Below are 25,208 nucleotides of genomic sequence, written 5' to 3'. Positions count from 1 at the left end.
AGGGGGCCCCTGACCTCTTCCGCCGTTTCCAATTCAGGGGTCTCAGCGCGACCGCTTCAAGGAATAAGAAAATGTCCGATACACTTTGGGTCTTTGCCTATGGATCGCTGATCTGGGACCCCGGATTTGAACCTGCCGAGCAACTGCCGGCACAGCTGGCCGGATATCAAAGACGGTTCTGCCTGAACTCTCTGAGATATCGCGGGACTTTTGCACGTCCGGGTCTGGTCCTCGCATTGGATGCAGCGGATGATGCGATCTGCAACGGCGTCGCTCTCGCTGTGCAATCCGGCCAGGAAACCGAGGTTTTGAAGGACCTTCGCGCACGTGAGCTGTTCAACCCCGCGTATCGCGAGATTACGGTCCCGCTGACACTCGTCGACGGCCGCGTGGTTGAAGCGCTCACCTATGTCGTCAATCGTGACCACGAGCAATATGACAATCACAGCCTGGCCCGCCAGGCCGAAATCATTGCTCAGGCAGCCGGGGAACGCGGCCCCAACTGCGACTACCTGTGGAACACTGCCGATCATTTGCGCGCGCTTGGTATTGCCGATGAACACCTCGACTGGCTGTCAGCCGAGGTCAAGACCCTGCAAGCACAGAGCGCCTGCAGCCACCTGCTCTAAGCCACCGCTCCCATAGGGCTGAGCCGCAGCTCACCGTCCGATAGAAACCGAATGTCGTGACCCAGGGCTGCCGCCACCTTGGGATCATGCGTAAACACGACCAACGCAAGCCTTTCGGTCACCATCAGACTTCGAAACAGGCGCACGATAGTGTCGCGGCTACCGCTGTCCAAGGAGGCAGTAGGTTCATCGGCAATCAGACAGAGCGGCCGCGCCAAAAGCGCGCGTGCAATGACCAGGCGCTGTGCCTCACCTCCGGACAAATCCGCTGCGCGCTGCGACAGAAATCGATCGCTGTGCGGAAGGCCGACCTTATCGAGCAGAGCCTGCACATCGTACCGGTCGCCAACTGGTCTGGTCCGCAGATAGAGCCGGACGGCGTCTTGCATGACCTGATCAACAGTCATGTGGCGGGCCAGCGCCCGATGGGGATGCTGCGACACCAACGCCAGTTCACACATCCGGCACGCTCTGGGCTGCGCGGCGTTTGCCTCGCGCCACATGACGCGACCCGCCTGCAGCGGCTCATAGCCAGAAATCAGACGCGCCAATGTGGATTTGCCACAACCGCTCGGACCTGAGACAGCCAGACAATGACCCGGTCTGACCAGAGTAGAGATGCCGCGCAACAGAGGCGTTCCGTTGCGCCAGTAGGACAGGTCCTGCACGACCAAGCCTGATGGATCCGCTGGAAGCGCCTGAGGACGTGGGACCAACGGAGCAACTCCTCGACCCTCAGGCCGTCGTGGAACAGAGGCCAGATTACGCCGCCCTCCGCCGACCTTGGATCCAATAATCACCCTGTCCTGATCAAGCAATTTGCCATTTTGCAGCGTCACCGTCCGGTCTGCCATTCTGTCGGCCAGATAGAGGTCATGGGTTATGAGCAACTGGCTTCTTCGCGGTCTGCCCTGCTCCAGCGCGGCTACGGCCAACCCCAGATTGCCATGATCCAAGGCCGCTGTAGGCTCATCGAGTATCAGAACCGATGGATCGCGGGCCAGCGCAAGCACTGTCAGCACGCGCTGAATCTCTCCGCCGCTGAGATTGGCCGGATAACGATGCAAGAGACGCTGAGGAATATTGAATCGCTTACAAAACCTTATCGCCAGCGATCTCCGATCGCGAGAACGCGGCAGCAGCTCCGCAACATGTTGCAAAACTGTCTGATGAGGGTTCAGCGCGTCAGACAGCGCCTGCACAATGAGGCCTATGTCTGTCTGGCGCAGCCGACGCCGCTCGGCCACCGTCGCCCGCAGCATATCGACGCCCAGGACTTCAGCCCGTCCCGACCAACGAAATCCGTTGCTGTTGCGGACGGCCTGCTCGACGTGACACCCGGGAAGGATCCCCACCAGCAGCCGCGCCAGACAGGTCTTGCCGCTGCCAGAAGCCCCCAGAAGCGCAAGCGTACGTCCGCGTGGCACCTCAAAAGAGACACCCTTGAGGATTTCCCGACCATCGTGCCAGAGGCAGAGATTTTCGACCCGTATCACAAGGGAAACTCCGGCACAGCAGCGGAGCGTAGACTCCTGTCGCCCATGGTCAGCGTGACATGCAGCAGCAGCGACAGGAGTGCGGCCGGCGGCAACAGAAGCCAGACCCAGGCGCCACTATAAAGTTGGTCCATAGCCGATTGCATCATGCTGCCCCAGGTTAACAATCGCGGATCCGTGAGACCGAGGAACGCCAACCCGGACGATTTTAGTGCCGCCTGCCTTATGTTCTGGACCATCAATACCCCGCATAAGGGACGCAGCGCGGCAAACAGATGCCAGCGCCAGCAATAGAGCCACCCTGCCCCCATAGCGCGCGCATATTGAATGTTTTCGCGCTGTCGCTCCCTGCGCAAGACCGCAGCGGCGACACGCACGTCATCGCTCCAGCCCGTTATAACCAAAAGCAAAAAAAGAGATAAAAACCCAGGGTTTAACAAGGCTGCGAAGAGCAGAAGAACCAGCATTGTCGGCACGACCTGCACCGCATCAACGATCCGTAGCACCATTCCAGACAGAAACTGCCCGGAAAACACCACAAGGCTTGCTGCACCAATCGCAAGAGTGGAGGTAACCATGGCTGTCGCCACAGCTAGAACGAGCGTCGTTGGTGTGGCGAGTATCAGCCCGGTCAGTACATCCTGCCCGAGCTCGTTCGTACCCAGCCAATGCGCTGATCCGGGAGCAATCAGAACATCACGGCTGCTGCGATAATCAAGAAGTCCTGCCTGCCCAGCAAACCAGATGCCAAGGCAAACCACCATGACGCTGGCGGGTAACCACCATTGCCGAAGGACCAACGGCATTCAGCCACGCCTCGCGAGATGGATCACCAGACCATCGACAATCCAATTCGCCAGAAGCACGAAAGCCGCCATGAAAACGACTGCGCCCTGCAGCAGATCATAGTCACGGTCCAGAATCGCACTGTAGATGAGATAACCTGTACCGGGATAGGAGAAGACGATTTCCACAAAAAACACAGCTGTGATCAACCCGGTCAGCGTGTCGCCCAACCGTGAGAGACACGCAGGTATCAGGCTGAGGCCAATATAGGCCCATCTCAGCCTCCATGGTGAAATGCCCCGCGCACGCGCATTCAGCACGAAATCCCGTTGCGCCAGCGTCAGCGTTTCGGCCCGCGCTAAGAAATAGAACCGCGCCAGTTCATGCAGGGCCAGCGCAAGCGTCGGAAGGATGGCGTGGCGCATAATGTCCAGAGCGTGGCCCACAGGTCCGGCAGCAGGAAGCAGCGGCTCTGCCCCGGCGGTTGGCAGAACCGGCCAGAGGATGCCAAAGGCCAGGAGGAGCAGGACTGCACCGGTGAACGGCGGCAGGCTCGCCAATAACGTGACCACCGGTGTGACCCACCGATCGACAGTACCACCCGGCAACCGACCCGCTTCGATCCCCGTCAGGACGCCCCCGATAACGAAGATCGGAGTTGCTCCGAGGATCAGCAATCCGGTCCAGGGCAGTGCCGTGAGCAGAAGTTGCAGAACCGGAGCCGCATGGGGAATTGAGTAGCCCAGATCACCAGCCCAAAGGCCCTTTGCATAACGCCAGACCTGGGAGGCGATATCTCCGGTCAGGCCCATACGACCCTGCAACCGGTCCAGTTCCCCCGACCCAAGACCGCGTGCCAGATCCGTTGACAGCATGACCTCCAGCGTATCGCCGGGCAACATCCGCGTCAGGATCGCGCATAATACCAAGACAACGCAGAAAATCAGAAATCGCAGCAGAAGCCCGCTCAGAAGCCGCGTGATTATTCCAGCGGCCGACGGTCCGGCATCCAACGACTCTGCCGGTGCCAACTCCAGCGGCATGGAAAAGACATTGGCCACCTGATCACTCCAGGAATATGGACTTATGCAAAGCCGACGGAACCCCGATTGCCACACCGCCGGGCATGAATGGCGCAGACAGTTTGTCATTAAAAACAGTTGCCATCAGCGGGTTCACCAGCATGTAAGAGGGAAGATTATCGGCGTAGAGTTGCTGGAACTTGGCCAGCACTTTGCGGCGTTCATCCTGACTCTGTGCTACGGCTTGCGCCTTGATCAATGCCGCCATTTCAGGATCCGCCGCAAAGCGGTCGCTGTTCCAGCCCCGACCAAAGACGCGGCGCTTGATATTGCCCGGATCTCCCAGCGTACTGGACGAGAACACCGTCAGGTCATAGTCCCCGTCAGCAACGAGGCTGTGCAAAGAGGCAACCTCCATAACCCGCAAATCGACTGAAAACCCAAAAGCTTCCAGCTGTTCGGCAATCACTCTGGCCGGTTTCACCTCGCGCCCATCAGTGATCAGTCGCAGGCGAATTTCATCCCCCTGAGCCAGCCACCTGCCTGCACCGTTACGGATCCATCCCGCCGCCGTCAGCATCTTGCGGGCCAGAGCCGGATCATAGGTGTAGGCAGCGGTGGTCTCATCGCTGTGCCACCTGGAGCCGGATTGGAAGTATCCCGTATCAGCAAGTTCCGCGCCGCCCGGATATGCGATGGCGAGCAGCGCGTTACGGTCAAGCGCATAGGCAATCGCCTGACGCAGGTCCTTGGATGCAAACCGGCCGCGATGATTGAAACCCAGCCGCAACACATGATGGCTGGGTGCTGTTGCGACATGGAAGCCAGCAGTTTTCGCCTCGTCGACCCTCTCGGGAGGCAGGTATGAGATCACGTCAACTTCACCGGCACCCATCGCCTGCAGCGCGGCATCTGGCCCCATTCGGACGATCCGGATCTGCGAGAACCGGGGCTTACCAAGAGGATGCTCTCCGGTCGCCTCAAGCAGGTAACGCCCCTGCGCCTTGTCATAACCTGCCAGGCGATAGGGGCCGCTTCCGATCGCAGCCTCTGGCGCTGCAAATCGGAAAGGATCCGCGACACCTTCATAGATATGCTTGGGCAGGATCGGCACTGCGGAAAACAGGCCCTCAATCAGACCGTATTCTGCGCGTTTGACGTGCACCCTCAGGTCGTGCGGTCCGCTAACGTCGACCCGGTCAACGGATTTGACCGATCCAAATATATAAGGATGTTCAGCCATATAGCGGAAAGTAAACGCAACATCCTCAGCTGTGACCGTGGTGCCATCGTGCCATGCCGCGTCCCGCTGGAGGTCGAAATGATAGCTTAATCCATCTTCGGATCGGCTCCAGGCTCTGGCGAGGCCCGGAGCCGGATTTCCGTCCGTGTCTTGCCCGATCAGCGTATCGAAGATGTAACTGGTATAGAGATAGCCGATGCCATTTTTGCGATGAACATAAGGCGCCAGCATACCGCGATCACCTTTACGGTCAGTGATGACCAGGTGCCCAAGCCGCTCCGGCTCCGCGGCCTTCAGCTCTCCCGCGACAAGGGTAGACCAACATGCGAGCGCGAGCCCGATCGCGGCAATACAAGCAGGGCAACGATGGCGTACAATTCGGTAGACTGAAAACATGGCATCACTTTCTTCGTTACCGAAACACTCGCAGGAGACGCGCTACCAGCCGATGGTCGCGTCTGGGCGGGCATCTTCTTCGGGAACAACAGGTTTCAGGTCGATAACCGGGGTTCCGTCGATGCAGTCCAGTCCGCTGATCGTCAGCACGCCATCGGACTGATCCAGCAGTTGCACCGCGCTCAATCCAATGGGATTTGGCCGGTTTGGCGCGCGGCTGGCAAAGATCCCCCTTGCGACCTGACTGCCTCGCGCCTGGCGTACCAAAGCGCTGCGGTCGGACTTATGCAGCCAGTAGAGAACCCAAAGATGAGAGGCGAGCTCGATGTTATACAATGCAGCCTGATACTCGGGCGCCACTTCAATCCGGCTGGTTGCCGGGTTGCGACGTCCTGACATCGGGCATTCTTTGACCTCTGCAAATCCAGTGCGGATCACACCGATCGGTCTGATTTGAAACGTGTCGGATGGCACAGTCAGTAATTGCATCACATCAGTCATGGCGTCTCGCAATCGGTCTTGGGGAGGGAAAGGGCTGGCGGACCTGAAAGCACAGGTCTGGGCGGGCCACCGTCGAACGGTTTCCTTCTGATATGACGCAGTCCGGGCATCGTAAAATCGAAAGACCGGATGCGTGACCTCCATTTTTCTGAGGGCACGCTCTAGTTGTTGTGGAACCTTGAGGTCAGCGGAGCCTTTGGAATTCATGAGACCCCGTCTCCGATAAAACGATTGGCTTCGCACCCTGATCCGGCGGCATATCGTGTCCTGATAAGCGACCAGAGGACCCTCAGACGCATGACCGATCAAAGCCACCCCGCAGCCCCGAATTCCACACCGCCAATGCCGCCGACAAGCCACACGCTACCGCAGCTGCTTCGTACGGGGCGATCACTGTGGACATTGCTGCTGATCTTCGCCTGTGCCGGACTCGCGGCGCTTGCGACCTGGGTCCACCTCGCCCCGGATCTGGCCATCGTCGCGGCACTCGCGGTGAGCGCAATCGGTTTGTGGGCGACTGGCCTCGTCCCTGAATATTGGACCGCTCTGGCGTTCTTTCTCGTCGCCGTCGTATTGGGAGTTGCTGCACCTGAGACGATATTCTCGGGCTTTCACTCTTCTACGTTCTGGTTGCTCTTCAGTGGCCTGGTCCTCGGTGCCGCGATCAAGCACACGGCCCTCGACAAGCGGGCCGCCAGCGTGCTGGCCCTGTTGCCCCTGCGCAGCTATGGCGGCCTGCTGAGTGGCATTGTCGTCTTCTCGGTCGCGCTGGCCTTTGTTATGCCATCCTCGATTGGGCGGATCATGATCCTTCTTCCGATAATCTCCGCCTTGGCTGAGCGCGTGGGTTTTGGTCCGGCATCAAATGGCCGGACCGGGATGCTGGCGGTTGCCACATTCGGCACCTTTGCTCCGGCCTTCACCATCCTGCCTGCAAATGCTCCGAACATGATCCTCGTCGGGATGGCGGAAACCATTTACGGACTCAATATCTCCTATTTCGATTATCTCCTGCTGCATTTTCCGGTGCTTGGCGTTGTGAAATCGGCAGTCTTGGTCGGGCTTGCGCTGATGATGTTCCCCGACCGGATACCGCCCCATAGCGTCGCGCCGACAACCACATCTGAACCATTCAGCCGGCAGGAGCGGGCGCTGAGCCTGGTACTGGCGCTTTGCCTGTTGCTGTGGCTCACGGACCAGATCCATATGGTGTCACCCGCATGGGTGGGTATGGCAGCTGCACTGATCTGCCTGCTGCCTGGCGCGAATCTCACACGCAAGGGGTGCATCAACACCGATCTGAGCTATGGGGCCTTGCTGTTTGTCGCCGGCATCATGGGGCTGGGCGCCGTCATTTCGTCGGCTGGGCTGGGCGAAGCCGTGGTTGGTGCGGTCACTGGAACGGTTGCCTTTGCCGCGGATTGGCCGGTCTGGAACACATCTATCCTGATCGGGCTGTCAACACTGGTCGCGATGATTACCAATCTGCCCGGTGTCCCGGCCGTATTGACTCCGCTCGCCGGTGAGCTGTCAGAAGCCACCGGCCTGCCGTTGGAAACCGTTCTGATGACGCAGGTTGTGGCTTTCTCAAATGTCTTTCTACCCTTTCAGGCGCCGCCGCTGGTCGCTGCCATTCAGGCCGGAAACCTTCCAGCCAAAGCAATAATCCGTCTTTGTCTAAGCCTGTTCTTCATCAGCCTTCTGCTGCTTGCCCCGCTGGATCTTCTGTGGTGGCACCTATTGGGCATGCTCTGAGTTGCTGGCCATCTGACCGCGTAGAAGCCGCCCCCAGAAGAAAACCTGAGGGGCGCCTTCGGGACTTTCGATTTGTACGAGCGGCCAAAGCATTTCTACCTATAGCTGCACTTATCACGGACGAGGTACTCCGATGTTGACCCTGACCCCTTGGCGCCACCAGTTGCTCTCTCATGCCTCTATCGCAAGTTTGGCAACAGCCGCTCTTTTCTCTGTTAGCGGACCGGCGCAGGCTGAGCTGGCTGCCGATTGGCAAGAAACCGCGATGCGTTTCGTCGTTGAGGAAAAATGGCCCGGCGCGCAGCGCCAGCGCACGCTGGCGCTGCTGCATGCCGCCATGTTTGACGCTGCAAACGCCGTTGATGGCGCATACCATGCCTATGCCTACGACGGTGCGCAGGATCCAACTGCGGACAGACGCGCGGCGGTAACGCAAGCGGCTCTGACCATAATGCAGCAGCTGATGCCCGAGCGCGCAGCAGATCTGGCAATGGCGGCTGAGACTGTCCTCGCCGAGGTGACAGATGCGACCGCCCGCGCAGCGGGGATCCGGCTCGGTACCGCAGCTGCGCAGGCGGTGTTGGACAAACGCGCCGCCGACGGCGCTGATTTCGCAAACGATTTCACCCCCGGACCAGGCGAAAATGGCATCTATCAACCTACCTCCGAACGTCCGATGGTTGCTCCGAAAATTCGACATATGCAGCCCTTTGCACTCACCTCCGCAAAGCAGTTTGATGTCCCGCCGCCGCCACAGCTCGACAGCATGCAATTCCAGCGTGATCTGGCAGAAGTCGCGCAACTCGGCGGCTCCACCTCGCAAACCGATCCTGATCTTATCGCAATCGCGAAGCTTCACGCCGGGTCTGGATCAGGCGCCTGGAACCAGATCGCCCGTGACAGCAGCCGCGCCTGCGCCCTGCCACTGGTGGAGGAAGCGCGAACCCTGGCGCTGTTGAATATCGCATTGACCGACGCTCTGGTTGCCGGGTTCGATGCCAAATACACCTACCAGTTCTGGCGGCCGGAAACCGCGCTGGCCGCGGTTGGCAACGGGTACGATCATCCGCAGCTCGACACCATGGACGGCTGGACGCCGCTGGTGGCGGCGCCGATGCACCCGGAATACCCCTGTCAGCATTGCACCAGTGGCAGCGCTGCCCAGCAGGTGATGGAAGCGGTATTCGGCGCCGATGAGTTCACCTTTAGCTTTGAAGGCAAGGATGGCTATAGCCGCAGCTATCAAACCTTTGCCCAATTTGCGGAGGAAGAAGCAGAATCGCGGGTCATCGGAGGGGTTCATTATCGACGCTCCAACACGGTCGGCGACATGCTGGGTTATCAGATCGGCAGCTATATCAGCACTGAGTTTCTGTCACCCGTAGCCTCCGCACAGGCCGTGAGCAGCGGGGGCGGTGCCGATTGCGCCGGTATCCTCTCAACCAAATTGTCGCAATAATCCCTCCCCCGCAGCAAGTAATCTGCCTGCTGCGGGGCTACGGCCGCGGTGCTTGATCCGGTCACCGCACGTATCCAGCCAAGGAGCCAGACCATGGCGCAGCCTAATTCTGCACAGATGGCCGCTTTCTTGAGCCTTGGGCTGGTCCTGATCGGCGATCCAGCCATCGCCCATGAACCCTGGCTGCTTACGCCTGACGAAGTTCTCTCGCTTTCTCAAGCGACGGTACCGGACGTGTTTCGCAGTCCGATCCTGCTCATCGGCTTTGCGTGTCTTGCCGCAACCGCCATCTTTGGGATGGTCCTTGCCGGGCAAATCCTGCGCCCATGGGAGGACCGCATCTGTAAGCCCCTGCAGAAATGCAGCGCCGCTTGGGGGACCTTATGTCTGCGGATCGGACTGGGAACGACGGTCGGTCTGAACGCGCTTGGAGGTTTGCCGCGCCACGGAACCGAGATGTGGAGCACGCCAACGCTCTTCGTGCCAGATATGCAGTTGGCTCTGATCCCAGGTTGGGACTGGCTGGCCCTGCCTGCACTGATTTCATCGGTCTTTCTGGTGCTCGGTCTCGGCACACGGTTCGCCGCCTTCGGCATCTTATGTCTTGTCGCCCTTGGCAGTCTCCTCTTCTCGCTCGATTTCATCGCCTACTACGGCTTCCATTTCGCCGCCCCCGCGCTGTTGCTGCTGCATTTTGGCGGCGGGCCACTTAGCGTCGATTATTACTTGCCGCCAGGTTTCCCTGCACTTCTGCCCAATGCCCCCGGTTTGGTCTGGTGTCTGGTTCAAGTCACCATGGGCGGAACTTTTGCAACCATTGCCATCCTAGTGAAATTCCTTCAACCGACGCTGCTGATCGCCATACTCGAGCACGGCAACATGTGGTTTTTTGGACTGCCGCTGCCGTTTGTCGCGCTGATCATGATGGCAATCGAGCTGGTCGCCGGTGTGCTGTTGGCGCTGGGGCAGCTCATCCGGCCAATCGCAGTATTCCTTCTGTTCGCCTTCACCTTCTTTGCCGTCAGCCTGGCAGAATCTCCGCTGCTGCACGGCAATCTTTACGGCGTCTTCCTGTTTTTCCTGCTGCACGGTGGGGCGCCTGTCGACCTATTGAGACGGCCGCATCGCCTTGGTGCACCCCAGACGGTATGAGAATAGATGTTGAAATTCGTCTTCAGCGTCAGCATGCTCGCCTCGGCTCCGCTGATTGCCATTTGCGCCGGTCTGCCTCTTGTGGCGATGATCGACGAGCTGCCGGCAGCACTCTTCGCCACCCTGCCAGACGATCACCCGCTACCCAAGCTTGATGTTACAGCGAGCTACACGCCAGTCGATGGCTGGCATCTGAAAATCGAGGTTGAGAATTTCGTGTTTACCGATCTTTGCTTCAGCGAGGCCAAGGCTTTGGCCCGCGGCCATGCCCATGTCCATCTGGGCGCTGAGAAGATCGTAACCGCCTACCAGCCTCATATCGTAATCGGGCATCTGCCAAGCGGGACGCATGAGATCACCGTCTCGCTGCGGGCGCAGGACCATCGCGTTCTGGGGCGACCGGGGGGAGGCATGTTTGTCAAAACGCTGTTGATCAAAGCTCCCTGACAGGCACCAAACGGCGCAGCAGGTGCTGCACCGTATCACCTCAGATTACATGCTGCGGGCTAACCCGCCGAAGGCAAACGGCTTTGCAGAATCTGCACCACCTGCTCCGGATCAGGGAGCGAATGATGCCCATGCTGGATCTTTAGCAAGGGATCGTAGTTCTCGCGCCATACCGGCTCAAAAACCTCATAACCGTCCTCGCGCAATTGCATCACGTTCCGGCGGACCGCGGGTTTTTCCCACATGGGGCCACCCATCACAGGAAAGAGCAGAACCGGGAAAGTCGCCGCAAGGACAACGGTGGTTAGCCGGTTCTGCGAGGACCCGTGCGCAATCGCCGAAAGCGTGTTCGCTGTAGTCGGCAGGATGGCGAGAATGTCATGATCCGCTACAATACGCCCCGGCTTGTCTGTCGGCCAGTCCTTCGGGTTATCGCCGCTGATCACCCGATCAAGGAACAGTGCAACCGCGTCCATGTTTACAAATTTCGTCGCTGTCGGAGTGAACAGCGCGCTCAGTTCACAGTCGATCTCATTTTTGATTGCTCGCAGATAGAGCGGCAGCATTGTGGCATCCAGAGAGCCGGTAACGCCAATCAGAATGCGCGGGCGTGACGGGGTGTCGATCTCGGTGTTCGTCATCGAAAATATCCTATCTCAGTTGAATGTCTGATTATTCAGCGGGCTGTGTGACAGACGCCTCTGGCCTATCCGATGCGACAACAGCCACCGCCGCGGTGCCGGTCCTCTCCTGCGGAACAGGCGGCCAGGTCTTCATCACCAGCGTCAGCAGATCAAAGCGCGCCACGACCGCACCGCAGGCATTCAGCACACAGCAATCCCATCGCACATCGCCAAAAGGCGCAGAGGCACGCGGCGTGATCTCCTTGCAGGTCACGCGAACATGCAGGCAGTCGCCAAAATATACCGGCGCATGAAAGCGCAGGTTGTCGGAACCAATATTGGCCAAGACCGGGCCCGGTGCCGGATCGACAAGCAGCCCATTCGCAAAGGAAACGACCAGCTGGCCATGCGCCACACGGTCGTCAAAAAACGGATGCGCACGCGCGGCCTCCCGGTCCATATGAGCGTAGAAGACATCACCGGTAAAATGGGCAAACTGCTCAACATCCTGTTCGGTGATCTTTCTTGTCTCGGTGATTAGCTGGTCGCCGATGCGCAATGTTTCCAGTGACTTGCGGAACGGGTGACCATTGCGTCTGGTTTCAGCGCCCTCGACCCAACGCCCCGTCAACGCCGTCAGCAACTGCGGCGGTGCGTGAATTTCTGTCCGCATCATATAGGCCGCAACTGCGCGGCGAATATCCTCGGAACCGCAGACCTGACTGTGATGCGTAGCGGAAAAGAGACGCGGAACGGTTGGATCGGTTGACAGCTCCAATGCCTGACGCGCCATTTCGCTGCCGCAAATTCTGACCTGGCCTTCTGCGGAGGTCAGACAGGCGGCAGCCTCCTGCGCCAGCGGACTGTCATTGGTGAAGACGGTCGAGAACCGCGAGCAGGGCGCCAGATTGGCCAGGGCAATCGCATCACATAGGCTGTCATAGGCCATCACGGTTGCAACCGGCCCCTGCACAAATGTCTCGTGGATGACAGAGGACTGGGCAGGCTGGCGACAATGCAGCAGCACTGGTGCGAGAAATGCCCCCCCTTCCGGTGCCGCCGCGAGGATAGGACCGGATACCACATCGGCGGCGCGGCGCAGCTCGGCAAGCGCGTTCTGAGCCGTCTTCAGATGCGCCCGCGACACCAATGGGCCCATCTGCGTAGCGGGGTCATCCGGCTGTCCAATAGCGATCTCGGATAGGGTTTCGACCAAACGCTCCACCACTTCATCCTCGCGGTAGCGCGGCAGCAGAATGCGACGCACCGCGTGACGCCGTTGACCCGCCCGCAGGATCAATTCGCTGCGGATCTCGCGGAGGAAGAACTCAAATTCCGGGCTCCCGGGTGCGACATCACTGCCTAGAATCGCCGCAGACAGACCTGTCTCACAGGATTGAAAGCGTACCAGACCTGCGGCAATCCCTGGGTGCTGTCGCAACTTCCGGGCGACGTCGCGCCCTCCGGCAAAGCTGACCGCATCACCTGCGGCCAGATACTCCAACACCCCGAGGGGCGGACAATAGAGCAACTGCACTGCGCCAGTTGGCAGCGTTTGGCTCTGATGGATCAGTTTTACCAGACGTTCGCTCACACAGGCGGTGGCGGGATCAGGGCAGATGATGCAGGGCACACCGGCGATCAGCGCGGGCGCGATCTGCTCCAGCAGCCCCGATACGGGGCTATCCAACGCGGTGATATGCACGGCAACGCCAGCAAGCGGGGCCAATATCTGTTGTCGACCGGTTGCGCCGGCCGGTCCGATAGCATCTTCAAGATGCAGCACAGGGGCATTGGGCAGGGATTTCAGCGCCTGACCTGCCAGCGCCGCAAGACGCGCAATGCCAGCGTCGACGTCCAGCAGGCAATCGTGCCGCGTCGCGCCGATCGTCAGGCTCTCACGATATAGCCCTGCGCGGCTGTCGTTCAGAACCCGTGCTAGGGACCGCAGCCGTTGCGCGCGATCGTGGAATCCCATGGCGCGCAGCGCCGGCCCGCCAATCGCACGTGCATAGTCGACCGCCTCTCGCCCGTCATCAGCACTGAAGGACAGGATCGCATTCGGTCGATCGGTCGCAGCATTGGCAAGGCTCAGTGTCTCACCCGGGAGATGCTCCCATTTATCCGCAACCAGACTTTGAAGAAAACGGGGTCGTTCTACATGATCTGTCAAGTCAAAGCCCTCTTGCTGCTGCATCGCGGGAGTTTCCGGCTACCTGACAGCAGGACGCCATATGGCTCATCCGATCTGCATCAGGAAAGTCCGGTCATTCCGTCCTAAGGTCTCAGCCAAAGCCGGTGCCACATCCAATCGAAAGTTCGAAAACAGCGCCTCAGGATTTCTGAGGCAGACCTGGGCAGCCGGCTTGATCAACGGGGTTCCAAAACGCGCCGAGGGGAAGCCTCAGGATTTTCGATGTGCAATTTTGACCGCCCGCTGCCAGCCTGCGCAGGCTTAAACAAGCGCCGCCATAATCTACCTATTAATCCGAGGGAACAGGCAATGACCGGAACCGGAGCCTCTCGATACACGCAGGAGACAACCATCCCCAGCAGGCCGACAGGTCCCCGGCATATCTGTGTCGCAGGCGCCTCCGGTCTTGCAGGCGCGCATATTACCCGCGCAGCCCTTGCACTCGGTTGGCGCGTGACCGGTACACTGCGAGATGCGACGGACAGCTCAAAAACCATTCACCTGATGGCCCTGCCCGGTGCCAAGGAGCGGCTCCGACTAGTCTCAGCAAATACTGCTGATCCTGAGAGTTTTGCCCCCGCGCTTGATGGTGCCGACGCATTGGTGATCGCCTGCCTGCCCTCCATCCGCAAAGCGCCTGATGGGACTGCTGCGGGTGACCTGGATCGGGAAACGGGCCTGGAGCATTGCGTAATACCCGCACAATCAGCCTGTCACAATCTGATCGAAGCAGCACATCTGAGCGGTATTTCCGATATCGTCCTACTGTCGAGCACGGCATCCGTCGAGCCAGAGAACGCGCCCCGGATCAAAAATGAACTGCGACACCACTCCGATTTCGAGCTTCAAATCCAGCAGCGGAAATTCATCGCCGCACAGAAAACGGCAATGGAAGTTGCGGCGGCGCGCCTTGCACAGGACCGGGATCTGCGTCTGATCATCTTGCTGTCAGGGATGATCGTCGGACCCGGTGTTCTGCCCTGCCATGATCAAGGGCATATTCTGGGGCGCCTCCGTCAGATGGCGTTCGGGGCGCATCCTTGGCATCATCAGACGCCAAAGGGGTCCATGTCGCTGATCCATCCGTCCGATCTGGCAGCGCTCTGTCTGGCCGCCTTGCAAAAACCGGGGTCCGAGGGACGTTATTTCGCAGTCGCCAGAAGTTGGCAATGGACCGAAATCTACAGCGAAATCGCCAAATTTGTTCCAGTTGGTGCCTTGCCAACCGCTGTCCCCAAGGGGACAGATCCCGTGCCGCCGACGCAGTTTGACTTCACCAGACGCGACAGTCTTGCAGTGCCACGGCACGGGTTGGCAGCTATGATCGCCAGCTTCTTTCACTGGTTGGATCGTCATGACCATCCAGACTTCGGCAAGGTTACCGCCGACGCGCATCCGACAGGGGCTACCAACCGGTAGCGGCTATCACCGGGCAAGATCAGACCGCATCGCTGAGGTCGGGAAACATGTGGCCCGCCGCCCAGCCGCCTCTTGCCAGCGGCCGATCGAACGACGGGTCTTGAACCCCGCGAGCCCGTCGGCGCCGCCGACGTCATGGCCAAGTCGCTCCAGCCCGCGCTGCATCGCCGCGACGTCAGATCGCAACATGTTGTCGACCTGTCCCCATTGACCTTGGAAATCTCCGACGCCAAACTGAATGCGGTCACCGACATGCCCCACAAAAAGCGCATAGAGGTCGCTCTTGTTGTAGTCTTTCAGCACATAAAAGTTCGGGGTGACCAGAAACGCGGGACCATTCCGCCCAGCGGGCAGCATCAGATAGGCAACGCCGTCTTGTTCATGCTGCGGAAAAGGCCGTCCAGAACTGCGCCGGACACCCAGCTCTTCCCAGTCACGGATGGTTTGCCCCTGATCCGGGCCTTCTAGGGCACATGAAACCGCATCCGGCAGGGAAACCTCAAACCCCCAGTCTCGCGATTTGTCCCAGCCATGGCGCGCCAGATAACCACCGATAGACGCAATTGTATCTGCCTCGGAACGCCAAATATCAGCACGACCATCGCCGTCGCCGTCTTCGGCAAACTTGAGAAAACTGGAAGGCATGAACTGAGGCTGGCCCAATGCGCCAGCCCAGCTGCTCTTCATCACATTGCCCGGCGCATGACCGGCCTCGGCGATCTGCAGGGCTGCAATCAATTCCTGGCGAAAATAGGGAGCGCGGCGGCTCATGAAGCCCTTGGTGCCCAACACCTCAAACACATTGTGAGGGATCTTCACCTGACCATAGCCGCTCTCGCGCCCCCAGATCGCCAGAATAATCCGCCCCGGTACTCCGGTACGGCGTTCGGTCTGTTGCAGGGCAGCTGCATGTCGCTTCGCCATCCGGCGTCCGACCGACGTCGCACCGTCAACAGAGCCGCGATTGAAGTAGCGCCCCGGCGCGCCAAATTCCGCCTGACGCTGGCGACGGGGAGGGTTGGCCTTAGTGCCCGGGAGGACCAGATCCGGCAGATCCCAGTTTAGTTTCACCCCGGAAAACGCAGTATCGAAGGTCGTCCGTCGAACGTCGGCAGCCTGTGCCTCGGGCCATATCTCCTGCAGCAGCCAGCGCTGAAACTGGCCCTCAACCTCTGCACGATCCATAGCCGATGCGGCCCCCAAGGGGAGCACGCAACAAAACAGAAAACACAGTAAACGAGCCACCACGCTCAACCCTCCCGCCAATCGCAAAATGAACGCGCAACAGGCTGCCCTATTGCCGTCGGAACTCGTCAGACGCCCGCAGCCGCCAGTGGTCATTTCATCCGGCGGAGACCGGAACTTCAAGGCTGACTTTCTTGCGCCCCATTACAACCGAGGTCCGGAACCGTCGCACATTTGAGTCTTCGAAAAACAATCGTTTGGTCAGTTCTTCAAAGGCCTCCATATCAGATGCGGTGCAAATCAAACAGAAGTCCGCTTCGCCGGTCAGATAGTAGCACTGCTGGACCATCGGTTCGGATCCGGCCCGGCGGGTGAACGCGTCGATCTGATCGAGGCGCTCACGCTCCAGCTCGACCATCACCACAAATGTCATGGGCATACCAACCTTGGCTGGATCGACAAGCGCGATCTCACCGGTGATCACCCTGCGCTCGCGCAGTGATTTCAGCCGCCGCTGAACCGAGGCCGCAGACAACCCTGCCTGAACCGCAAGTGATTCCAGCCCAAGCCGTGTATTGCGCTGCAGGAGTGTCAGCAGAGTCACATCAGCCTTGTCGAGTCTTTCCCCCATACTTGCCCCTCATGATGCAAGAATTTCTCGTAATGTACCCAAATTTGATCGGAATACAGCAACAACCTTTCCTAGACTGGCCCCATGAACAAGATCAATGTCACGCTCGACCCCGCCCAGCCTCAGCAGATGCTGACCGCCTGCCCGGCCTATCGCCCCTCGCCGCTTCTCCAGCACGAGGTCGACGGTCAGCAGGTGTGGATCAAGGATGAAACCAACAGAATGGGTCTTGGGGCCTTCAAGGCGATGGGCGGTGTCTATGCGGTAGCGCAGTTGCTGATACGCGAAACCGGTCTGACAGCGGCGGATCTGGCCAGTGATCGCGGGCGGGCCGCTGCTTCAGGGGTTACCTTCGTCTGCGCCAGTGCCGGGAACCATGGCATGGCCGTCGCCGCCGGGGCACGTCTTTTTGGCGCTAAATGCCGGATCCACCTGGCCGAGACTGTACCTGAGGATTTCGTGCAGCGGCTCCGAGCAAAAGGGTCTGAGGTGATACGCTCCGGCGCCACCTACGAAGAGAGCATTGCAGCGGCTATCAAGGATGCCGCAGAAAGTGGCGCAGTTCATCTCGCAGATGGTTCCTGGCCCGGCTACACCGAGCCACCCCGACTGGTGATGGAGGGCTATACGGTCATTGCACAGGAAATGCGCGACAGTTTTGCACGCTCTGGTCAATGGCCGACCCATGTCTATTTGCAGGCCGGCGTCGGCGGTCTGGCCGGTGCTATAGCTTATATGATCCGTGCAAACTGGGAAGTTCAGCCTGAAATCATCGTTGTTGAGCCGGATGCCGCGCCCTGTCTTCAGCATAGCGCGCGGGCGGGCGAGATTGTGACGGTTGAGGGTCCGGTCTCCAATATGGGGCGGCTCGACTGCAAGACACCCTCAATGCTTGCCTATGAGATTCTGTCAAAGACCGCTGATCGCTATTCCACTATTTCCGATAGGGCCGCTCTCAGCGGCGTTGATGCCGCCGCAGACCTCGGAATCCCCAGCACCCCGTCGGGAACAGCAGGCCTAACCGCCCTTTTGCATGACATCAAGGTTGGCACATACCCTGAGATGCGCCCATTGGTGATCCTATCAGAAGGCAGGGTCGAAGATGCCTGATCTGGATCTTGTCGCCTTTCGTCGCGATCTCCATATGCACCCGGAGACCGGGTTTGACCTGAACCGCACCTCCGATGCGATTGCGAAGGTCCTGGAAACGGCAGGATTGCAGGTCACTCGCGGGATCGGCGGGACGGGGGTTGTCGCCACGCTCCGACGCGGCGGGGACACCACGGGGGTTGCACTGCGTGCTGATATGGATGCGCTCCCGATTGAGGAAGCCACGAACCTCTCCTATCGCTCGCGAACGCCCGGGCGATTTCATGGCTGCGGTCATGACGGGCATAGCACGATGCTCCTGGGCGCTGCCCTTCGCCTTGCAGCTGACCCAACATTCGACCGCACCGTCCATTTTCTGTTTCAACCAGATGAGGAGAACGGCACAGGCGCGGCCGCGATGATTGCCGATGGTCTGTTCGACCGCTTTGACATCAGCCGGATCTACGGACTGCACAATATGCCGGGGCTGCCAATCGGCCAGTTCGCAACCCAGGCCGGCCCGTTCTGTGCCTTTGAAGATAACTTTGAAATTAGGATTACTGGGCGCGGCGGCCACGCCTCGATGCCTGAAAAAGCGATTGATCCGATTGTGACCGGGGCCGCAATCGTGACCCAGCTGCAGACCATTACTTCGCGCTCCGTTTCTGCCCTGGATCATTGCGTTGTCTCCGTCACGGATTTTGAAACCGATGGTGCGCGCAATATTCTGGCGAGTAACGTCGTAATATCAGGGGATTGTCGTGGTTTTGAGGCAGATGTCTCTGCCAGGATCGAAGAGAGGATGCGGGCCATTGCCAATGGGATCTCCATGGCACATGGGGCCGTCTGCGAAGTGGACTACTCCACGTCGTTTCAGCCTCTGGTCAATGAGCCGGAGGCCACAGCGCGTGCCGTGGCTGCGGCTGGACGGGTCGGCAGCGTTGACCCCGCTTACGGGCGTGTCGGGTTTTCGGAGGATTTCGCCGCGTTCCTGCAACATCGGCCCGGGGCATTTGTCCTGATGGGCAATGGCACGGAGGGCCCTCACGCCATGCCGTTGCACAATCCCGGGTATGATTTCAACGATGATGCCATCGACGGGGGCGTCTCCTATTGGTGCGACTTGGCCCGCTCAGGATAATCCGCTGCTATTGCTCGGCTCAAACGGCAAGGTAAACACAACCCGCATGCCATTGGAGCCATCCACCTCCGTCGTGCCCGCATATTTCCCAACCATGCTGCGGATCATCCGCCAACCGAGCGACCCGGACCGCTCGGGCCTGGCATCACCCTCAGCCAAACCATGCCCATCATCAGCAATCACCAGCTGCAATGCCTCGTCCTGCTCTGTCAGTTCGATCAGGATTTCCCCATGATCCCGCCCGACAAAAGCGTGCTTGTAGGCATTTGTCAGCAACTCGCCCGCCAGAAGGCCCAGGTCAATCGCCATCGAGCTCGGGATTTCGATGTCATCGCCGCGAACTGCGACCGCCACCTTCAGGGCCTCTGAGTTGAACGCCCCTTCGGCATTGGCCGCAACCTCCCGCAGGAAAGGCAATGCCTGCAAGTGATCGACCCGCGCGGAGCGCTGCAACTGCTCATGCACCCGGATGACGGATTGAACACGTGCCTCCAGATCGGACAGCACAGAAATCGTCTCCTCAGACTCGGCCCCACGTCGACTCATTCGGATAAGGGCACCGATCAAGGCCAGATTGTTGCCGGTGCGGTGATGCACTTCCTTCATCAGGAGATCACGCTCCGTCAGTGCCTCAAGCAACATACGGTTCTGCTCCGCCAATTCTGCGGTCGGATCTGCGCCGCGTATCTTGCTGATGGCCTCTGTCGCGGCCTGCGTCGCCTCGCTCATCTCATTGCTTCTCAACGGGCTGAGAAACAGCAGCTCTATCTCCGTACCCTCCGGGTTGCTGCGCACCGAATGATGATCCGCGAGGCGTGACAGACCGCGCAACCCCAGCCCCAGACCCGCCCGGGCTGACGCTGCTGCGGCGCGCCGTCCGCGCATGATATCATCAAGTCCCTCTATCCCCGGCCCCTGATCCGTGATGGTGGCCCGTAGCGCCACCTTGTTGCTTTCGTCCCTCAGGCCGAGCCGAACCCGCCCGCCGCTGGCATGCTGCTGTGCGTTGCGCGCAGCCTCAAGCAGGGCCGTTACCGCCCGCGTTTGGGCAAACGTGCCGAAATGCAGCGCTTTGGTAATCGCCATCGCAATAAATCGCAGCCTCAGAACATCCTGTTCCGTGTCGATTTTCACCGTTATCAATGCCGTAGACACGAGGTTAGCTCTCTTTCGCGATTTTGATGACCGCCAGACCCGCGTCGTCGCGTCCACGGAAGTTCTCAGCCATAAGTTTCCCCGCAATCAGCAAGGCTGAACGCATCAGCAAAGCGGGTTTTTCGTGCAGGTCTCGTAAAGTCAGAAGACCGTCACTGTGCAAGATAACCGTATCACCGGGCAACAGGTCGATCTCGTCCGAAAACGGCGCAACCGGACCGGCACCAAGACGACCGTCACGGGTCGCAAATCGCTTGGTTTCGCCCAGTCGGGCGCGGATTGTCGCGATATTTCCAACGGCGGCGTAGGACATGCGCCGACCGTCCGCAGCCACGGCGACACAGGCCGCAACCGCCCCGCGTGTGGCGGCGATTTCATCTGAAATATCTGTCAGCGTTGTCGCGGGGGTCCGGCCTCGCCTCTGGGCAAACCCATGCACCACGGCATCGGCGGCGTCAGCAGCGCGATGTCCATGGCCTAGACCATCACAGAGGATCAGATCCAGCCGCCCGTCCGACCGCGCATTGTGACGTACACAGGCCAGATCCCAGCCGTCCCCGCAGCGCGTTTCCGCCGGATGTGTCACCAAAAGCCCCACAACCTCCATCGCGGCAGGTCGATAGGGTGTCTGCCGGAACTCACAGGCGACCACCGTGCCTTCGTCGCGGGTCGAATAGATATCGAAATGGTCCGACAGGCGCTGCATGGCGCCAAGACCAAGCCCCGCCGAATCCTCGCTGCTGATACCGTCCCGCATCATCTTTTCCAGACTGTCGATCCCCGGCCCCTGATCGACAACGATCAGCGCCAGACGCGGGCCCTCGACCCCCGGCATGACCTGCATCAGGCAGCGACCGCGCTTGGCATAGCGCAAAACATTGGTCGCCGCCTCGCTGGCAACAATTGCGATTTCCTCAATCCGGGCGCGTGAAAACCCGGCCGTCTGCGCCAGCTGACGTGCCGTGCGACGACAGACCGAAACATCGCTTGGATCGGCAAGGGGCAGCCAGTGGGTCATATGCGAGCCATCATTGTCACGCGTGTTCCTCTACCATATTCGGTCACGACGTCGAACACATCAGCCAAACGCTGCGCACCGCCAAGACCGCGCCCCATACTGCCTGCGGTGCTGAACCCGTCCCTGAGCGCCGCGTCCAGATCAGCGATACCAGGTCCATTGTCGATACACACCACGCTGATTGCGGTGGGGTCACTGTGCATATAGATACGCGCTTCGCCGCCGCCACCGTGCATGATAACATTTCTTGCAATCTCGCTGACCGCTGTGACAAATCGGGTTTTCTGACCCGCGCGTGCACCGCGTCGTTCCATCTCTCGGCCAGCCATTCGGCGCACATGAATAACGTCACGGTCCCTAATCAGCGCACATACGCCAACCAGAACACCATCCGTGGGCATCATCCCCGGCTCTGCGCCCGCAGATCACGCAAGGCATGTGTGAGACTCAGCGCGGTCTTGCTTTCAGAAAGATCCATACCCAGCTCAACCAGGGTCATCGCGACCGCCGGACGCATACCCACGACATAAGTCTGCGCATCCAGCAGCTTGGAGACACCGGCCAGCTGCGCCAGAATACGGCCAACAAATGTATCGACAATCTCCAATGCGCTGATGTCCATCACAACAGCCCGAGCCGCATCAGCCACCACACGTTCGGAAAGCGCTTCCTGCAGATCCAGAATATCGGTATCCGAAATATCTTCCTGGATTGCCACCAGCAGCACACCTTCGACAAAGTAGATGGCCGATGCCGCAGACATGTCAGTGGTCCTTCTTTTTGACGATCGCGTAGCCGACCCGATCCAACGCATCTGCCAACCCGTTGCGAATGGTCGAGCGGGTGGTCACTTCACCGACATCAACGCCCAGCTGCACCATCGTCTGGGCAATGGTCGGGCTGATGCCGCTGATAATACATTGCGCGCCCATCAGCCGCACAGCCGCTGCCATACGCAGCATATGCTGAGCCACCTGGGTATCGACAGTCTGCACGCCGGTCAGATCAACGATCACCACTTCCGCCTCACGACGTAAAATGGTTTCCAGCAGGTTCTCCATCACCTCCTGCGCGCGCGCTGAATCCATCGTCCCGATCAGAGGCAGCGTCAGCACCTTGTCCCATAGTTCGACCACAGGCGTGGACAGCTCCTGCATCTGGTCGCGCTGCTGTTCGATGATACGATCCCGCTCGGCGATGAACACTTCGGCGCAATAGACCGCAAAGGCATCAATCACCCGGCTGATGAACCAGATTTCTTCGACAAGCTGGCTGGGAAAATCGGCGAGTTTATCTTTCAACCGGTAAAAAATCGGCGCTTTGAGCGCCAGCACAAACGAGGCCATATCACTGGGCGTCACACCCCGTGAACTGCGCTCCTGGGTGACTTCGACCAGCACGCTGCGCAGCTCTGCCCAGGCGTCGCTGGAGAGATCAAATCGATCACCGGTTGCACCGTTTTCGATCCCCGAGATCAACGCGCGCATCAGGCCACTGGTCTGCTCGCGCCCCTCTTTATGGCTGAATAGATCGGTCCGCTGCACACCTTCATCGCTCTGGGTCGTGATCCAGGCGCTGACAATCTCTTCAAAATCATGCTGCAAGATAGTGAGTACAGTTTCAGTAGCGGTTTCGGTCATCTCTACCTCGTTTGGGCTGGGGACCCGGTATCTGACGACCCGGAAGCTCCGCTGAATTGGTCGATTGATAGCGCTCCCTTCCCCGGTCTGTAAACATAGATATTTTGCAATAACTGAGACGGCAGTGGAAATTTTCCTTTTTTTCTGTGAGGATAGAAGACTATGATCATATCCCGACACACCCCATGATCTGTCGCTCCACAAAAAAGGCAAAACATGTCCGCGCCGCAAACAGCCGCTATGATCGCCTTCGACAGCTTTCTTCTGCGCTGTTGTCTTGCCGTCGCTCTGGGGCTGCTGATCGGACTGGACCGCGAGATAAAGCACAAACCTCTGGGCGCGCGAGCCTATATGCTGATCTGCCTGGGCTGCTGTGCCTTGACCATACTGACGCTTAACCTCGCCGCAGCCGCTGAAGAGGGGACCGCAGCCATTGATCCGTCACGAACCATTCAGGGTATCGTCGGCGGCATCGGGTTTCTTGGTGCTGGTGCCGTTATGTCTACGACAGAAGCGGGCAGACTTCGCGGTGTAGGGAGCGGTGCCGCAATATGGGTTGTCGGCGTGGTGGGGATTGCGGTTGGTTTTGGCTTCCTTGCCGAAGCCACAGCGGTTGCGGTGCTGTCGTTTCTCATCCTGACGATCGTGGATTGGGCGCAACAGCACCGGCCAGATCTCGACAATGCCAAGGATGACTCGCAAGACGATAACTGACCACTGCCGACCGGGCTGGCGCAAATACTGCACCAAATCACCGATCTGACGCGAGCGGCAATTGCATCTTCTCCCCTGCACCATATCTTGAAGCAAGCAAAAGGGAGCACTGCGAATGACCACTCGGCACCCCGGTCAGCCCTCGGACCGCACAAGCGGCCATACCTCCGGGCTGAGCCGCAGCGAGGCACGCGCCGCGCAAAATGCTCGCGATCTCGAAAATCACCTCAGCTGGCTCGACAGCATCACCGGCACCGCTCTTGGCGTGCTGGCTGTCGCCTCGGGTATCTACACCTATCTTGGGGTTTCTTCGTTGCTGGATGATACCGGCGCGTTCTCGGTGATTGCGGCGCTCGCCTATTCGGTTGCGGTCTCGGTCGGGATTTTCGTGTTCTGGTCCTATATGATGCGGCTAGTTCCAACCGTACGCACGGCGGCCGCCCGCATTGGCCTTGTGCTGTCAATGGCGCTCGGTTCGCTCGCGATAATCGCCATGTCGTCCTGGCTCAACGCCGCAGCGCTCGCCGGTGCAGCCGCGGTTGAACAGCATCTGGCAGTAACTGTTCAGGACTACCAGACAGCCCTGGAACGTGCGGATGAAATCACCCAGAGCGGCCAGAGCCTTGCCCGTGACGTCGCGCGGGTGCGCCAGACCTTCGTCGACCTGTCCGAGCAGGAAGCAACCGGTCAATTGTCCGGTTTTGCCGGTCAGGGCGCGGTCTTCCGGTTGCTCCGTCAGAAATCAGATGAGCTTGCAGCGCTAGAAACCCAGATCACCAGCCAGCAACCGCTGGTCGAATCCGCCTTTGATGAAGGCAACGCGATCCTGTCGCGTATGCGTGCCCTGACGGTGGAACAAGGGCCGGTCGCGCAACGGTCGGTGCAGTTTTCCGAGGAAGCGGTTCGTCTGGCAAATGTGATCACCCAGTTGCGACAGCTATCGGTTGCCCCTCTGGTGCAGCGCGCGGCGCGGGATCTCTCCGATAGCGTCGTCACCCCCGAGCTGGACGGATCGGATGCCGCCACGCGGCAGGGCCAGCAAGCCACCATCGACAGCGTCCGACGTGTGCTGGCGCAGCGCGCCGACGGGCTGGGCGCTGCTGCTGCCGCCGTATTGGGCATGACGCCCCCGCGCGATACCACATATACGCCGGTCTCCGCAGCTGATGCGGTTATCCTATATGCGGGGAACTTTGTGCCTTCCTGGGCCGGCGCTATCGCGATTGATCTGCTTCCGGCCGTCCTGGTTCTGATTATCGCCATCACACAGGCTGCTATCCGCGCCGGACGCGAAGGCGCAGCAACCGAAGACACCATGACGCTGGCCGAGTTGCGGGCCGCCGTTGCAGCCATCCGCGATATCGACACCTCTCTCGACCGGGCTGCATCAATCACCCCTGCCCACCCCACTCCGACCCCAGATGTGACCTCTGGCAGCTCAGCATCGGATATAGCCAATCTGGACGATAAACGCCGTGCCGACTGACCGGGCAGACCATCAGCAGGACTTGGC

24 protein-coding genes are annotated in these 25,208 nt (G+C 59.7%); 10 read left to right on the top strand and 14 right to left on the bottom strand.

Going from position 1 to position 25,208, the window contains the following annotated elements; genetic code table 11:
* The first annotated feature begins 71 nt into the window (after positions 1-71).
* Positions 72-629 carry a gamma-glutamylcyclotransferase gene (locus tag VWZ85_RS00245; RefSeq protein ID WP_416586301.1) on the top strand — a complete coding sequence of 186 codons (558 nt, stop codon included), beginning with the start codon at positions 72-74 and terminating at the stop codon, positions 627-629.
* On the opposite strand, the gene VWZ85_RS00240 is transcribed toward VWZ85_RS00245, so the two are convergent.
* From VWZ85_RS00240 to tsaA, 5 genes are all read right to left on the bottom strand, one after another.
* Positions 626-2,125: an ABC transporter ATP-binding protein gene (locus VWZ85_RS00240; protein ID WP_416586298.1), complete on the bottom strand. Its 1,500-nt coding sequence runs from the start codon at positions 2,123-2,125 to the stop codon at positions 626-628. The two genes, VWZ85_RS00245 and VWZ85_RS00240, sit on opposite strands and share 4 nt — an antisense overlap.
* The gene (locus tag VWZ85_RS00235; RefSeq protein ID WP_416586295.1) at positions 2,122-2,931 is read right to left on the bottom strand and encodes an ABC transporter permease; all 810 of its coding nucleotides are present in this window, start codon (positions 2,929-2,931) and stop codon (positions 2,122-2,124) included. The genes VWZ85_RS00240 and VWZ85_RS00235 overlap by 4 nt, the downstream gene beginning before the upstream one ends.
* Positions 2,932-3,972 carry an ABC transporter permease gene (locus tag VWZ85_RS00230; protein WP_416553933.1) on the bottom strand — a complete coding sequence of 347 codons (1,041 nt, stop codon included), beginning with the start codon at positions 3,970-3,972 and terminating at the stop codon, positions 2,932-2,934.
* 4 nt (positions 3,973-3,976) lie between these two features.
* The gene (locus VWZ85_RS00225; protein WP_416586293.1) at positions 3,977-5,407 is read right to left on the bottom strand and encodes an ABC transporter substrate-binding protein; all 1,431 of its coding nucleotides are present in this window, start codon (positions 5,405-5,407) and stop codon (positions 3,977-3,979) included.
* Between the two features lie 207 nt (positions 5,408-5,614).
* On the bottom strand, positions 5,615-6,280 hold the full coding sequence (tsaA, locus tag VWZ85_RS00220) for a tRNA (N6-threonylcarbamoyladenosine(37)-N6)-methyltransferase TrmO (RefSeq protein WP_416537970.1): 666 nt from the start codon (positions 6,278-6,280) through the stop codon (positions 5,615-5,617).
* 90 nt (positions 6,281-6,370) lie between these two features.
* Between tsaA and VWZ85_RS00215 the strand changes: the two genes are divergently transcribed.
* From VWZ85_RS00215 to VWZ85_RS00200, 4 genes are all read left to right on the top strand, one after another.
* On the top strand, positions 6,371-7,828 hold the full coding sequence (locus tag VWZ85_RS00215) for an SLC13 family permease (protein WP_416586290.1): 1,458 nt from the start codon (positions 6,371-6,373) through the stop codon (positions 7,826-7,828).
* Positions 7,829-8,093: 265 nt separating this feature from the next.
* A complete protein-coding gene (locus VWZ85_RS00210; RefSeq protein WP_416586288.1) occupies positions 8,094-9,287 on the top strand; it encodes a vanadium-dependent haloperoxidase in 1,194 nt (397 codons plus the stop codon).
* Between the two features lie 48 nt (positions 9,288-9,335).
* Positions 9,336-10,439, top strand: a complete 1,104-nt coding sequence (locus tag VWZ85_RS00205; protein WP_416586287.1) for a hypothetical protein — start codon at positions 9,336-9,338, stop codon at positions 10,437-10,439.
* A 6-nt stretch (positions 10,440-10,445) separates the two neighbouring features.
* Positions 10,446-10,886 carry a hypothetical protein gene (locus VWZ85_RS00200; protein WP_416586284.1) on the top strand — a complete coding sequence of 147 codons (441 nt, stop codon included), beginning with the start codon at positions 10,446-10,448 and terminating at the stop codon, positions 10,884-10,886.
* 59 nt (positions 10,887-10,945) lie between these two features.
* Here VWZ85_RS00200 and VWZ85_RS00195 read toward each other — a convergent pair whose 3' ends face one another.
* Together VWZ85_RS00195 and paaZ are read right to left on the bottom strand one after the other, a co-directional pair.
* Positions 10,946-11,527: a flavoprotein gene (locus VWZ85_RS00195; RefSeq protein ID WP_416544958.1), complete on the bottom strand. Its 582-nt coding sequence runs from the start codon at positions 11,525-11,527 to the stop codon at positions 10,946-10,948.
* A 31-nt stretch (positions 11,528-11,558) separates the two neighbouring features.
* Positions 11,559-13,682: a phenylacetic acid degradation bifunctional protein PaaZ gene (paaZ, locus tag VWZ85_RS00190; RefSeq protein WP_416586282.1), complete on the bottom strand. Its 2,124-nt coding sequence runs from the start codon at positions 13,680-13,682 to the stop codon at positions 11,559-11,561.
* A gap of 330 nt (positions 13,683-14,012) precedes the next feature.
* On the opposite strand from paaZ, the gene VWZ85_RS00185 reads away from it, so the two are divergent.
* The gene (locus VWZ85_RS00185) at positions 14,013-15,122 is read left to right on the top strand and encodes an NAD-dependent epimerase/dehydratase family protein (RefSeq protein ID WP_416586279.1); all 1,110 of its coding nucleotides are present in this window, start codon (positions 14,013-14,015) and stop codon (positions 15,120-15,122) included.
* 6 nt (positions 15,123-15,128) lie between these two features.
* Here the strand turns inward: VWZ85_RS00185 and VWZ85_RS00180 are convergent, their stop codons facing one another.
* Both VWZ85_RS00180 and VWZ85_RS00175 read right to left on the bottom strand, forming a co-directional pair.
* The gene (locus tag VWZ85_RS00180; protein ID WP_416586276.1) at positions 15,129-16,370 is read right to left on the bottom strand and encodes a lytic murein transglycosylase; all 1,242 of its coding nucleotides are present in this window, start codon (positions 16,368-16,370) and stop codon (positions 15,129-15,131) included.
* Positions 16,371-16,464: 94 nt separating this feature from the next.
* Positions 16,465-16,938 carry an Lrp/AsnC family transcriptional regulator gene (locus VWZ85_RS00175; protein WP_340547613.1) on the bottom strand — a complete coding sequence of 158 codons (474 nt, stop codon included), beginning with the start codon at positions 16,936-16,938 and terminating at the stop codon, positions 16,465-16,467.
* 84 nt (positions 16,939-17,022) lie between these two features.
* On the opposite strand from VWZ85_RS00175, the gene VWZ85_RS00170 reads away from it, so the two are divergent.
* Together VWZ85_RS00170 and VWZ85_RS00165 are read left to right on the top strand one after the other, a co-directional pair.
* Positions 17,023-18,048 (top strand): pyridoxal-phosphate dependent enzyme, encoded by a 1,026-nt coding sequence (locus VWZ85_RS00170; protein ID WP_416586275.1) that lies wholly within the window; start codon positions 17,023-17,025, stop codon positions 18,046-18,048.
* Positions 18,041-19,168 (top strand): amidohydrolase, encoded by a 1,128-nt coding sequence (locus VWZ85_RS00165; protein ID WP_416586272.1) that lies wholly within the window; start codon positions 18,041-18,043, stop codon positions 19,166-19,168. Before VWZ85_RS00170 ends, VWZ85_RS00165 begins: the two co-directional genes overlap by 8 nt.
* Here the strand turns inward: VWZ85_RS00165 and VWZ85_RS00160 are convergent.
* From VWZ85_RS00160 to VWZ85_RS00140, 5 genes are read right to left on the bottom strand one after another with little or no spacing between them, the layout of a single operon-like run.
* Complete coding sequence (locus tag VWZ85_RS00160) at positions 19,160-20,323, bottom strand: sensor histidine kinase (RefSeq protein ID WP_416544946.1); 1,164 nt, start codon at positions 20,321-20,323, stop codon at positions 19,160-19,162. The genes VWZ85_RS00165 and VWZ85_RS00160 overlap by 9 nt on opposite strands.
* A gap of 4 nt (positions 20,324-20,327) precedes the next feature.
* Positions 20,328-21,341 (bottom strand): ATP-binding protein, encoded by a 1,014-nt coding sequence (locus VWZ85_RS00155; RefSeq protein WP_416586270.1) that lies wholly within the window; start codon positions 21,339-21,341, stop codon positions 20,328-20,330.
* Positions 21,338-21,745 carry an ATP-binding protein gene (locus tag VWZ85_RS00150; RefSeq protein ID WP_416541657.1) on the bottom strand — a complete coding sequence of 136 codons (408 nt, stop codon included), beginning with the start codon at positions 21,743-21,745 and terminating at the stop codon, positions 21,338-21,340. Before VWZ85_RS00150 ends, VWZ85_RS00155 begins: the two co-directional genes overlap by 4 nt.
* Entirely contained in the window at positions 21,742-22,104 is a 363-nt protein-coding gene (locus tag VWZ85_RS00145) for an STAS domain-containing protein (RefSeq protein WP_416535420.1), read from the bottom strand. The genes VWZ85_RS00150 and VWZ85_RS00145 overlap by 4 nt, the downstream gene beginning before the upstream one ends.
* 1 nt (position 22,105) lies before the next feature.
* On the bottom strand, positions 22,106-22,981 hold the full coding sequence (locus tag VWZ85_RS00140; protein ID WP_340547606.1) for an STAS domain-containing protein: 876 nt from the start codon (positions 22,979-22,981) through the stop codon (positions 22,106-22,108).
* Positions 22,982-23,197: 216 nt separating this feature from the next.
* Between VWZ85_RS00140 and VWZ85_RS00135 the strand changes: the two genes are divergently transcribed.
* Both VWZ85_RS00135 and VWZ85_RS00130 read left to right on the top strand, forming a co-directional pair.
* Positions 23,198-23,695 (top strand): MgtC/SapB family protein, encoded by a 498-nt coding sequence (locus VWZ85_RS00135; protein WP_340547605.1) that lies wholly within the window; start codon positions 23,198-23,200, stop codon positions 23,693-23,695.
* Positions 23,696-23,810: 115 nt separating this feature from the next.
* The gene (locus VWZ85_RS00130) at positions 23,811-25,181 is read left to right on the top strand and encodes a hypothetical protein (RefSeq protein WP_416535419.1); all 1,371 of its coding nucleotides are present in this window, start codon (positions 23,811-23,813) and stop codon (positions 25,179-25,181) included.
* The last annotated feature ends 27 nt before the right edge of the window (positions 25,182-25,208 follow it).

Source organism: Phaeobacter sp. JH20_29 (genome assembly GCF_048056175.1).
GTDB classification, from domain to species: Bacteria; Pseudomonadota; Alphaproteobacteria; order Rhodobacterales; family Rhodobacteraceae; genus Phaeobacter; species Phaeobacter bryozoorum.
The sequence above is the reverse complement of the archived record's forward strand: the minus strand, read 5'-3'. Positions and strand labels throughout refer to the sequence as shown.